This is a genomic window from Streptomyces sp. NTH33, from assembly GCF_003236365.1.
In the GTDB taxonomy this organism is placed as follows: domain Bacteria; phylum Actinomycetota; class Actinomycetes; order Streptomycetales; family Streptomycetaceae; genus Streptomyces.
Window position 1 is genome coordinate 1 of record NZ_POTZ01000240.1, and the last position, 10,962, is coordinate 10,962.

The following is a 10,962-nucleotide window of genomic DNA, read 5'->3' on the forward strand; positions in this document are numbered from 1 at the left end:
ACCTGGCCCTGGTGAACACGGCGCTCGCCTACTGGCTCTGGTTCCGCGGCATCGGCCGCCTCAGCGCCACCCAGGTCACCTTCCTCGGCCCCCTGTCCCCGCTCACCGCCGCCGTACTCGGCTGGGCCGCCCTCGGCCAGTCCCTCACACCTCTCCAGCTGACCGGCATGGCACTGGCGTTCGGGGCCACGGTGGCCGGCCAGTCGGCCACGGCCCGCCGCCCACCCGCTCCGGCCACCGCGCCGCACCCGCCCACCGGCCGGCCCCGCGGGCACGCCCGCGAGGGGGAGCCGGCGAGCCGGGTGCCGCACCCGTAGCGCCGCCGCACACGCCAAGGGGCGCCCGGCACCGGGCGCCCCTGCTTGCCGTACGGGCGGCGTTACGGCCGGGCGGCCGCCGTGTCCGCCGCCTGGGCCCTCAGGGCGCGCTCGACGCCCGCCCGCGCCTCCGAGACCAGCCGGCGCAGGGCGGCGTTCGGCTCGGCCGAGGCCAGCCATTCGTCGGTCCTGCGCAGGGTGTCCTCGGACACCTGGACCGACGGGTACAGCCCGACGGCGATCTGCTGCGCCATCTCGTACGAGCGGGACTCCCAGACGTCCTTGACCACCTCGAAGTACTTCTCGGCGTACGGCGCGAGCAGCTCGCGCTGGTCGGTCTGGACGAAGCCCGCGATGACCGCCTCCTGGACGGCGTTCGGCAGCTTGTCGGAGTCGACGACCGACGCCCAGGCCTCCGCCTTGGCCTCCGGCGTCGGACGGGCCGCACGCGCGGTGGCCGCGTGCCGCTCACCGGCCGCGGTCCTGTCCCGCTCGTACTCGCCGGCGATCTCCGCCTCGTCGAACCGGCCCACGGCCGCCAGCCGCTCCACGAACGCCCAGCGCAGCTCGGTGTCCACGACCAGGCCCTCGACCGTGTGCGAGCCGTCCAGCAGGGACTCGAGCAGGTCCAGCTGCTCCGGCGTGCGCGCGGTCGCCGCGAAGGCGCGCGCCCACGCCAGCTGGTGGTCGCTGCCCGCCTCCGCCGCGCGCAGGTGCGCCAGCGTGGCGTCCGTCCAGCGGGTGAGCAGGGCATCGCGGGTGGCCGGGTCGGAGTACAGGTCGACGGCCAGCTTCACCTGGCGGTGCAGCGACTGCACGACACCGATGTCGGACTCCTTGCCGATGCCGGACAGCACCAGCGACAGGTAGTCGCGGGTCGCGAGCTCCGCGTCCCGGGTCATGTCCCAGGCCGACGCCCAGCACAGGGCGCGCGGCAGCGAGGACTCGAAGTCGCCCAGGTGCTCCGTGACGACCGCCAGCGACTCCTCGTCCAGGCGGACCTTGGCGTACGACAGGTCGTCGTCGTTGAGCAGGATCACCGCCGGACGGCGCCGGCCGGCCAGCTGCGGCACGGCGGTCAGCTCGCCGTCCACGTCCAGCTCGATCCGGCCGTCGGCGGCGCGCACCAGCTTGCCGCTCGCCTCGTCGAGGTCGTACAGGCCGACCGCGATCCGGTGCGGGCGCAGGGTCGCCTCGCCCTTGGCGCCGGCGGGCAGGGCGGGGGCCTCCTGGCGGATCGCGAAGGAGGTGATGACCCCGGCCCCGTCCTCACCGTCTGTCTCGATCTCCGGACGCAGGACGTTGATGCCGGCCGTCTCCAGCCACTTCTTCGACCAGGTCCTCAGGTCGCGCCCGGAGGTCTCCTCCAGCGCGCCCAGCAGGTCGGACAGGCGCGTGTTGCCGTACGCGTGCCGCTTGAAGTACGCCTGCACGCCCCGGAAGAACTCGTCCATGCCGACGTACGCCACCAGCTGCTTGAGCACGCTGGCGCCCTTGGCGTAGGTGATGCCGTCGAAGTTGACGAGCACGTCGTCCAGGTCGCGGATGTCCGCCATGATCGGGTGGGTGGAGGGCAGCTGGTCCTGCCGGTACGCCCAGGTCTTCATCTGGTTGGCGAACGTGGTCCACGAGTGCGGCCACTTCGAGCCGGGGGCGTACGCCATGCAGGCGGCCTCGGCGTAGGTGGCGAACGACTCGTTCAGCCACAGGTCGTTCCACCACTCCATGGTGACCAGGTCGCCGAACCACATGTGGGCCAGCTCGTGCAGGATCGTGGTGGCCCGCGCCTCGTACGCCGCGTCGGTCACCTTCGAGCGGAAGACGTACTGGTCGCGGATGGTCACCGCGCCCGCGTTCTCCATCGCGCCCGCGTTGAACTCGGGCACGAAGAGCTGGTCGTACTTCTTGAACGGGTAGGGGTAGTCGAACTTCTCCTGGAACCAGTCGAAGCCCTGCCGGGTCACCTCGAAGATCGCGTCCGCGTCGAGGAACTCGGCGAGCGAGGGCCGGCAGTAGATGCCGAGCGGCACCGACTGGCCGTCCTTCTCGTACACGCTGTGCACGCTGTGGTACGGCCCGACGATCAGCGCCGTGATGTACGTCGAGATGCGCGGCGTCGGCTCGAACACCCAGACGTTGCTCTCGGGCTCGGGGGTCGGCGAGTTGGACACGACCGTCCAGCCCTCGGGCGCCCTGACCGTGAACTGGAAGGTGGCCTTCAGGTCCGGCTGCTCGAAGCTGGCGAAGACCCGGCGGGCGTCCGGCACCTCGAACTGGGTGTACAGGTACGCCTGGTCGTCGACCGGGTCGACGAAGCGGTGCAGGCCCTCGCCGGTGTTGGTGTAGGCGCAGTCGGCGACGACCCGCAGGACGTTGCGGCCCTGGAGCAGGCCCGGCAGGGCGATCCGGGAGTCCTCGAAGACCTCGGCCGGGTTCAGCGCGTCGCCGTTGAGGGTCACCTCGTGGACGGCCGGGGCGACCAGGTCGATGAAGGAGGCGGCGCCGGTCTCGGCGACGTCGAAGCGCACCGTGGTCACGGACCGGTAGGTCCCGCCCTCCTGCGCGCCGGAGAGGTCGAGATCGATCTCGTACGAGTCAACGGTGAGCAGCTTCGCCCGCTGCCGCGCCTCTTCGCGAGTCAGGTTTGTGCCAGGCACGCGGTCATCTCCTCGTGATGTGTGGGTGCGGTCATCCTTCCACGTCGCGCCCCCTGTGAACGGGCGGTCACCGACTCCGGCGACCGCCCGCCCGCACCACGTACCCGAACGGGTCCTACGCGCTCAGCTCCGCCGCCACCAGTTCCGCGAGCTGGACCGTGTTCAGGGCCGCGCCCTTGCGGAGGTTGTCGTTGGAGATGAACAGCGCGAGGCCGTTCTCCACCGTCTCGTCGCGGCGGATGCGGCCGACGTACGACGGGTCCTGGCCGGCCGCCTGGAGCGGGGTCGGGATGTCGGAGAGGGCGACGCCGGGGGCGCCGGCCAGCAGCTCGGTGGCGCGCTCCACGCTGATCGGACGCTCGAAACGGGCGTTGACCTGCAGGGAGTGGCCGGAGAACACGGGCACGCGCACACAGGTGCCGGAGACCTTCAGGTCCGGGATCTCCAGGATCTTGCGGGACTCGTTGCGCAGCTTCTGCTCCTCGTCGGTCTCGTTCAGGCCGTCGTCGACGAGGTTGCCCGCGAAGGGCAGCACGTTGAAGGCGATCGGGCGCTTGTAGACGGACGGCTCGGGGAAGTCCACCGCCGCGCCGTCGTGGGTCAGCCGGTCGGCGTCCGCGATCACCTTCTGCGCCTGGCCGTGCAGCTCGGCGACGCCCGCGACGCCCGAGCCGGACACGGCCTGGTAGGTGGCGACGACCAGCGCCTGGAGGCCCGCCTCCCGGTGCAGCGGCTCGAGGACCGGCATCGCGGCCATCGTCGTGCAGTTCGGGTTGGCGATGATGCCCTTGGGGCGGCTCGCGATCGCGTGCGGGTTCACCTCGGACACCACCAGCGGCACGTCCGGGTCCTTGCGCCACGCCGAGGAGTTGTCGATCACCACGGCGCCCTGCGAGGCGACCTTCTCGGCCAGGGCCTTCGAGGTCGCGCCGCCCGCCGAGAACAGCACGATGTCCAGGCCGGTGTAGTCCGCGGTGGCCGCGTCCTCCACGGTCACGCCGTCCAGGACGGTCCCCGCCGAGCGGGCCGAGGCGAACAGGCGCAGCTCGGTGACCGGGAAGTCGCGCTCCGTGAGGATCCCGCGCATGACCGTGCCGACCTGACCGGTGGCTCCGACGATTCCGACCCTCACGGCGACTCCCTACTACGTGTTCCTGTGTGTGCGGCCTCATCCATCATGCGGCCGCCTCCGGCCTACCTGTCCAATTCTTTGCGCGCCATGCCCGAAGGGTGGGACGCCCCGTCCCGCCCACCGGTTGCGGAACTCCCGTCCGTACCCCCGCTGAGCTGGAGGAATTCACCCCGGAGGTGCCTGGTGCCGCAAGCTGTGCTGCCACGCGCGGCGGTGTGACGTACGCCTCTGGACGTTTTCCCGAGCCTCCGCCGAACGTTTCCGCGCGCCGGGGCGTCGTAGAGGTAACGCGGTGAGGGGGTGGCTTGTGCTGCGCAGGAAGGCCCGCCGCGTCCAGGAGGGCGACGATCCTCTGGACGCGGCTCAGGAGCGCCGGGTGCGGGCGGTGCTCGCGCTGGGCGGGGTGCCGCAGGTGGACCTGCCGGACGGGGTGCAACAGGTCCGCCTGCGGCTGCTGGAGCGGGCCGCGAGCGGCAGGGAGGCGCCGCGCGACGTGTCCGCGTGGGCGGCCGTCGTCGCCTCCAACCTGGCCATGGACTGGCACCGCGCCAAACGCCGCCAGGAGCGGCTGGGGGAGCGCCTGGCCGCCCTGCGCCGGCAGGAACACCCCTCCGGCGAGGACACCAGCGTGCTGTCCCTGGCCGTCGCCCAGGGCCTGGACGAACTGCCCGACTCCCAGCGCCAGGTCGTCGTCCTGCGTTTCTACGCCGACCTGCCGGTCCGCTCGATCGCCGACGAACTCGGCATCCCGGAGGGCACGGTCAAGAGCAGGCTCCACACGGCGGTACGGGCCCTGCGCGTCCGCTTGCACCAGAACGAGGTGGTGTGACGTGACCGCCGAGCGCGACGGCGCCGACGCGCTGATGGCCGCGATCACCGGCGAGCCGCTGCCGGACGAGGCCCGCGCGGACGCCGCCTTCCTGGCCGGGCACCGCGCGGCCGAGGCCGACGTGGCGCTGCTGCGGCAGCAGCTGGGGGTCATCGGGGACGCGCTGGCCGGAGACACCCGGCCGCGGCGGAAGCCGGTGCCTGCGGCACGGAACCGGCGCCGGGTGCGCACCGCCGCCCTCGGCGCCCTCGCCGCGGCCGCCGCCGCGACCGTGCTGTCGGGGACGGCCTGGCTGGTGACGCAGTCCGGCGGCGTGGCCGACTCCGGGGCGAGCGCCGCCTCCGGGACGAGCGCCGACAAGGAGTCGGGTGCCAAGGCCGACTCCTCCGCCGGCTCCCCCTTCGCCAGTCCCGGCTACCTCGCCTGCGCCCGTCTGGTCGCCGAGGGCGAGGTCACGGACGTGGAGCGGGTGCCGGGCGCCGCCGGCCGGGAGCGGATCACCCTGCACGTCACCCGCTCCTACAAACCCGCGAAGACCGCCGGGGAGATCACCTTCGTCCTCGGCGAGTCCGCCGGCCCGAAGTCCCTCCACAAGTCCGACCACGTCCTCGTCGCCCTTCCGCGGCACGCGGCGTCCCCGGACCACGCGGACCACGCGGACCACGTGGTCGTCGGTGACGCGCCGATCGCCCGCGAACGGGACCGGATCGCCCGGGCGCTGCCCGAGGCGCGCGAACTCGGCTGCGAGTGACGGTCGAACGATCCGCGGCACTCCCGCGTCACAGGAGAAACACGACGGAGGGGGAGCACCGTTGCCGATCAGGAGACCGCGGGGTGCGGAGGCGGATCCGCTGGACGCGGCGCAGGCCGACCGGGTCCGCGCCGTCCTGGCCCTCGGCGGGGTCCCGCAGAACGACCTGCAGGACGGGCTCCAGCAGGTGCGGCTGCGTCTGCTGGAGCGCCGGGCGCGGGGCGAGGACCCGCCGCGGGACGTGGGAGCCTGGGCCGCGGTGGTGGCCTCGAACCTCGCGGTGGACTGGCACCGGACCCGGCACCGGCAGGAGCGGGTCAGCGCGCGGCTCGGCCTGCTGAGCGCACCGGACGACCGGATCCAGGACGGCACGGAGAACAGCCTGCGGGCCCTGGCCGTCGCCGAGGGGCTCGACGCCCTGCCCGCCGCCCACCGGCAGGTCCTCGTCCTGCGCCACTACGCGGACCTGTCGGTGCCGCAGATCGCCGAGCAACTCGGCGTCCCCCTGGGAACGGTGAAGAGCAGGCTGTACGCGGCGGCGAAACTCCTGCGCGAACGGCTGCACGCGGAAGAGGCGGTGTGAGGGTGGAGAAGGACGACGAGCTGATGGCGGTCCTGCTGGGTGAACCCTCACCTGCGCGGGCGGGGGACTCGGCCGGCCGGTACGCGGACGCGGAACGCGACATGGCCGCCGTACGGGAACAGCTGCGGTGGATCGGGGACGGGCTGGCCCGGAAGGCCCCCGGGCGGGAGGAATCCGCCCCGGTGCGCAGCCGGCGGCGCGGTCGCCGGCTGCTGTTCGCCCTCGCGGCGTCCGTGGCCGTGGCGCTGCTGGGCACGGGCACGGCGTACCTCGTGGCGCACAACGGGACAGTGGAGGGCGGGTCCGCCGCCAAGCTCACGTACGAGGGGCTCATCGCCTGCTCCAGCACCGTTGCCGAGGGCACGGTGGAGCGGGTCGAGCCGGCGGGCGGGCACGACCGGTACCAAATCGTGCTGGACGTGGACCGCTCCTACAAGCCGGCGGGCGGTGAGCGGCGGCTGTCCTTCACCGACGAGGGCGCGAACGTCCCGGCGTACTACAGGACCGGGGAGCGCATCCTCGTCCTGGTGTCGAGCATTCCCGGGGAGGGCCCCCATATCTACCGCGCAGGCGATCCGCCCTACGGCAAGTACCCCGAGAGCCTCCCCGGGGGCGCCCGCGACGCCCTGGAGGAAGGGCGCCGGCGCGTGGAGCGGGCGCTGCCAGGAGCCCAGGGCCTCGAGTGCCCCGGCGCCGGATGACCGCGCACACGGGGGACGCTCCGGGCCGGCGGCTGGCGGCCGTCGTCCGGGAAGCCGCGACGACGTCGGCATCGGCGGGATCGGGACCTGGCTCCGGCGGACGACGGCGGGGCGGGTGCTCGTGGTGAGCGCCCGCCCCGCCTGCGTCGCAGCGGTCCTCCGTTACGGGGTGACCTTGCCGATCTTCACGCTGCCGACGCCCGCGGCGGTGCCCCGGGTGTTCAGCACGTGGACCTCACCGAAGAACTCGCGGCCCGCGGGGGCCGGCTCGTTCGCGACGACGTCCGCGGAGATCCGCGCCGTGCCGTTCGGGGCGAGCGGGTACACCTTCGAGTCGTCGACGGTGACCGAGCCGAGCGCCGCCGAGTAGTACACGTCCCGGTAGTCGTAGGCCGTGGAGCCGGCCGGCACCGAGTAGGCGTGGATCTCGATGGTGTACGTGCCCGGGGCGGGCCTGGTGAGGGAGACGGACTCCTCCGAGCCGCCCGCCGCCGAGGACGCGACCTGCTGACCCGCGGCGTTGCGCACGTACAGGTCCAGGTCGGCCGCCGCGTCCGAGACGTTGCCGATGGCGACGTCCAGTCGCTCGGCACCGGCCGGCACGACGACGGTCGTGGTCTGCCGCTCACCGTTGCCGATGGTGGGGCGGTCCGACTTCGACGAGCCCAGCGAGCCGCCCCTCAGCTTGGCGTCCAGCCCGGCGAACCCGTTTGTCAGCGTCCAGGAGACGGAGGCCGGCGTACCGGCCTTCGCCTCGTCGACCGTCTGCACCGCCGGGCTGAAGTCCAGCCCGTACACCGCCGCGTTCAGCGTGAACGGGTTGTCGAGCAGCGGCGACGTACGACGCGACTCGACCTCGATCTCCCAGACTCCCGGCATCGGCTTGGCGTACGAACGCACGTCCGGACGGCAGGTGTTGGCCGGGTTGTTGTAGTTCGGGTAGCAGTTCACGGTCGAGGTGGGGTCCACCGGCGTGCCGTAGGGGTGGATCGTGACGAAGCGGGTCTGGCTGGTGTCCTTCAGCCCGCTCATCGAGACCTCGAGGGTCTTCGCGCCCTCCGGGACCGTCACGAAGTACGACTGGGTGCTGTTGCGCTGGGCGACACCCGACACCGAGTGGGTGAAGGACGGCTTGGCGAGGTCCGTGGCGACCACCACGGTCAGCATGATCTGCTTGTCCACGCCCTCGGTGCGGCGGTCGTCGGCCTCGAGGACCGCGCTGTGCACACCGGCGGAGGCGGGACGCGCCTCGATCCTCACCGTCACCGGCTTGTTCAGCGGCAGCGAGACCTCGTCGTCGCCGACGATCCTGAAGGTGCCGTCGCCGTTCTTCAGGCTCAGCTTGTGCTTGACCGGACCGGCCGGACCCGTCGTGCGGGTGACCTGGACGTCGTAGGTCTTCTTCTGGCCCTTCTTCAGACCGCCCTCGCGGTCGTACAGGCCGGTGCCGAAGCCGGGGGTCTTCAGCGCCCAGGACAGCGAGGTGCTGACCGGGGCCTTGACCGCGTACTCGTGCGCCGAGGCGCCCTTCTCGATCGACTTCCAGGCCTTGACGACGTCGATCAGGCCCGCGCCCTCGCTGTGCGGCTGCTCGCCCTTGATGTGCTGAGCGGTCGAGGTCAGCGCGGTGCGCAGCTTCGCCGGGGTGAGGTCGATGCGCTTCTGCTTGGCCGCCGACAGCAGCAGCGCGGACGCGCCGGCCGCCTGCGGGGACGCCATCGAGGTGCCCTGGAGCATCGAGTAGCCGGCCGGGAGCGAGTAGCCGGCCTCGGCGACCGGGCCGCCGGGCAGCCAGGTCTGCGTGGTGTTGATGGCCGCGCCGGGCGCCGAGATGATCGGCGTGAAGCCGCCGTCCTCACGCGGACCGCGCGAGGAGAACGGCATCATGGCGTACGACCTGCTCACCGCGGAGCCGTAGTTGGCCGCCCAGGTCTCCTTGGAGATGGACGCGCCGACCGAGAGGACCTTGTCGGCGAGGCTGGGGTCGCCGATGGTGTTCAGGCCCGGGCCGCTGTTGCCCGCCGAGATGACGAGCTGCACGCCGTAGGTGTCGATGAGCCGCGTGTACAGCTCCGCGCGGGCGTTGTTGCCGTCGTTGAGCGCCGGCAGGCCGCCGATGGACATGTTGACGATGTCCACGCCGCGGTTGACGACGAGGTCGATCATGCCCTCGGTGAGCGCGACGCTGGTGCAGCCACCGCTCCAGGTGCAGGCACGGGAGGAGACGACCTTCGCGCCCGGGGCCGCGCCGTTCATCTTCCCGCCGAACAGGCTGTTGGCGGCGGTGATGCCGGCGACGTGCGTGCCGTGCGAGCCCTGGATGAGGCCGATGTTGACGAAGTCGGCCTTCTGGCCGACCCAGGACCCGCCGTAGGGGTCCATCTTCACGTCCTTGCGGATCTCCACCACGAACGGCTGCCGCTCGACGACGTCCGTCTTCGGGTCGTCGGTGCCGAAGTAGCCGATCTGGAAGCCGTCCTTGTACGGCTTCATCGGCTCGTCGTCGGTGAAGTCGTTGTTGTTGTTCAGGTCGACGCGGACCGTGCCGGCCGCCGCGTCGTACAGCACGCCCCACGAGTCGGTGGTGTCGCCGTCGCGGTTCGCGTCGCCCGCGGCGTCACCGCCGACGGTGTACGACTCCTTGAAGGTGCTGATCTGGTAGGAGCCCGCGGGCGCCTTCCAGGTCTTGCCGTCGTAGGTGAAGGCGGCCCCGGAGACCGGGTTGACCATCGGACGCCAGGTCTGGTCGCTGTCGACGATCGGGTCCGTCGCGGTCACCCAGTCGACGATCTTGCGCTCGCCGGTGGTGGTCTTCTGCAGCGCCGGGTGGGCGAGGTCCACGCCGGTGTCGAGGACGCCGATGGTGACGCCCCGGCCGTCCGCCTTCGGGTTCTTCTTCACGAAGTCGACGGCGCCCGTCTCGTGGGACGGGTTGTACGGGTTCTCGGCGGGAGTGCTCTTGTCCGGCGCCGGGTAGGTGGCGGAGCCCTTGCCACCCTTGCCGCTCTTGGCGGCGCCCGCGTCCGGCCTCGGGTCGTCGAGCGGGATGTCCTGCTTGAGGTCGATGGCCTGCACGGAGGACAGCTTCGCGGCGGCGGCGATCGCCGAGTCCGCCCTGTCCGTCGGCACGGTGGCGCGGACGTAGCCGAGCTTGTCGTAGGTGAGGCCCACGGCGCCGCCCTTGACCGCGTCCAGCTGCCTGGCGACCTGCTCGGTCTGCCCGGGCGCGGTGGCGATCATCATCGTGACGTTCTTGGCGCCCTCGGCCTTGGCCTCGGCGAGCAGTTCGGCGTCGGCCGAACCGAGTTTGTCGTCCGCCGGCTTGACGGCCGGGTCGGCGGGCGTCGGGCCGTCCTGGGCGACGGCCATGGGTATCGGCCCTGCCATGGAGAGCGCGGCCACCACACCGGCCGCCATGGCGATGCGGGCCAGGCGTCTGGTGCCGGTGCGCGGTGCGCGCTGGGGGTCGGAGGTCATTGGCATCCCTGTAGGTAAAGGAACCAGGTGAGGATGCGATCGAATCCGATCGCGACCGTCCGGATTTCGGAGCCGGACGGTCGCTCAGGTCTATCTAAAGAAAAGTAGTTTGACGAGAGTTGACCATGGGGAGACGCGTTCATGGCGTACTTCCGCCATGCGCCACCCGGGAGATAGCCGCCCAAACCGTGCCGGTTCACCGGTGTTGGGGCGCCCTCTCCGGACTACCCCGTAACGTCCACCCATGCACAAGGAGTTGAGGGTGGCGGCCTACGCCGTATGCGTAAGGGACGGACGGCTGCTGATGGCCCGCTGGGTGGCCGGTGACGGCACCCGCCGCTGGACCCTGCCCGGTGGCGGCATGGAGCACGGCGAGGATCCCTACGACACCGTCGTGCGCGAGGCCGAGGAGGAGACCGGCTACACCGTCGAACCGGTCGCCCTCCTGGGCCTGGACTCCGTCCGCCGCGCCTACCCGCGCCGCCTGGGCACCCACGCCGACTTCCACGGCCTGC

The 10,962-nt window shown here is 72.0% G+C and carries 9 protein-coding genes; 6 read left to right on the forward strand and 3 right to left on the reverse strand.

The window, feature by feature from the left end; all coding sequences use genetic code 11:
• On the forward strand, positions 1–317 hold a 317-nt coding region (locus C1I97_RS41630; protein WP_258382681.1), incomplete at its 5' end, for a DMT family transporter.
• A gap of 62 nt (positions 318–379) precedes the next feature.
• Here the strand turns inward: C1I97_RS41630 and pepN are convergent.
• Together pepN and C1I97_RS21935 are read right to left on the reverse strand one after the other, a co-directional pair.
• Positions 380–2,974: an aminopeptidase N gene (gene pepN / locus C1I97_RS21930; protein ID WP_111004921.1), complete on the reverse strand. Its 2,595-nt coding sequence runs from the start codon at positions 2,972–2,974 to the stop codon at positions 380–382.
• A 115-nt stretch (positions 2,975–3,089) separates the two neighbouring features.
• Entirely contained in the window at positions 3,090–4,106 is a 1,017-nt protein-coding gene (locus C1I97_RS21935) for an aspartate-semialdehyde dehydrogenase (protein WP_111004922.1), read from the reverse strand.
• Positions 4,107–4,413: 307 nt separating this feature from the next.
• Between C1I97_RS21935 and C1I97_RS21940 the strand changes: the two genes are divergently transcribed.
• The 4 genes from C1I97_RS21940 to C1I97_RS21955 all read left to right on the forward strand — a co-directional run bounded on the left by C1I97_RS21940 (position 4,414) and on the right by C1I97_RS21955 (position 6,970).
• Positions 4,414–4,935 (forward strand): sigma-70 family RNA polymerase sigma factor, encoded by a 522-nt coding sequence (locus tag C1I97_RS21940; protein ID WP_111004923.1) that lies wholly within the window; start codon positions 4,414–4,416, stop codon positions 4,933–4,935.
• A 1-nt stretch (position 4,936) separates the two neighbouring features.
• The gene (locus tag C1I97_RS21945; protein WP_111004924.1) at positions 4,937–5,686 is read left to right on the forward strand and encodes a hypothetical protein; all 750 of its coding nucleotides are present in this window, start codon (positions 4,937–4,939) and stop codon (positions 5,684–5,686) included.
• A gap of 61 nt (positions 5,687–5,747) precedes the next feature.
• Positions 5,748–6,269: an RNA polymerase sigma factor gene (locus C1I97_RS21950; protein WP_111004925.1), complete on the forward strand. Its 522-nt coding sequence runs from the start codon at positions 5,748–5,750 to the stop codon at positions 6,267–6,269.
• Positions 6,266–6,970 (forward strand): hypothetical protein, encoded by a 705-nt coding sequence (locus C1I97_RS21955; RefSeq protein WP_258382682.1) that lies wholly within the window; start codon positions 6,266–6,268, stop codon positions 6,968–6,970. The genes C1I97_RS21950 and C1I97_RS21955 overlap by 4 nt, the downstream gene beginning before the upstream one ends.
• 162 nt (positions 6,971–7,132) lie before the next feature.
• On the opposite strand, the gene C1I97_RS21960 is transcribed toward C1I97_RS21955, so the two are convergent.
• Entirely contained in the window at positions 7,133–10,447 is a 3,315-nt protein-coding gene (locus C1I97_RS21960; protein WP_111004926.1) for a S8 family serine peptidase, read from the reverse strand.
• Between the two features lie 244 nt (positions 10,448–10,691).
• On the opposite strand from C1I97_RS21960, the gene C1I97_RS21965 reads away from it, so the two are divergent.
• On the forward strand, positions 10,692–10,962 hold a 271-nt coding region (locus C1I97_RS21965), incomplete at its 3' end, for an NUDIX hydrolase (RefSeq protein WP_146608262.1).